General features: G+C 60.8%; 1 protein-coding gene. It reads left to right on the plus strand.

Annotation, left to right across the window (positions count from 1 at the left end; all coding sequences use genetic code 11):
• The coding region (locus JAO29_RS23175) for a biotin/lipoyl-binding protein (protein ID WP_334270654.1) at positions 1–255 on the plus strand (255 nt) is incomplete at both ends.

Below are 255 nucleotides of genomic sequence, written 5' to 3' on the forward strand. Positions count from 1 at the left end.
TGGGCCTCTCTGTTTCGGGGTGCAGGCACGAGGCTGCCGCCGCCCCGGCTCCCCAGGCGATGCCGGTGAAGGTATCCTCTGTGTCTCTCTCGCCGGTAGCCGCTTCCGATACATACGTCTCTACCATCAAGGGACGGCGCTCTGCTACATTGCAGCCACAGGTTGAAGGGAATCTGACGAAGATCCTGGTCAAGTCTGGCGATTCCGTTCGGGCTGGTCAGGTCCTCATGCAGATCGATCCCTTGAAGCAGTCGG

This window comes from Edaphobacter sp. HDX4 (assembly GCF_036877565.1).
Lineage (GTDB): Bacteria > Acidobacteriota > Terriglobia > Terriglobales > Acidobacteriaceae > Edaphobacter.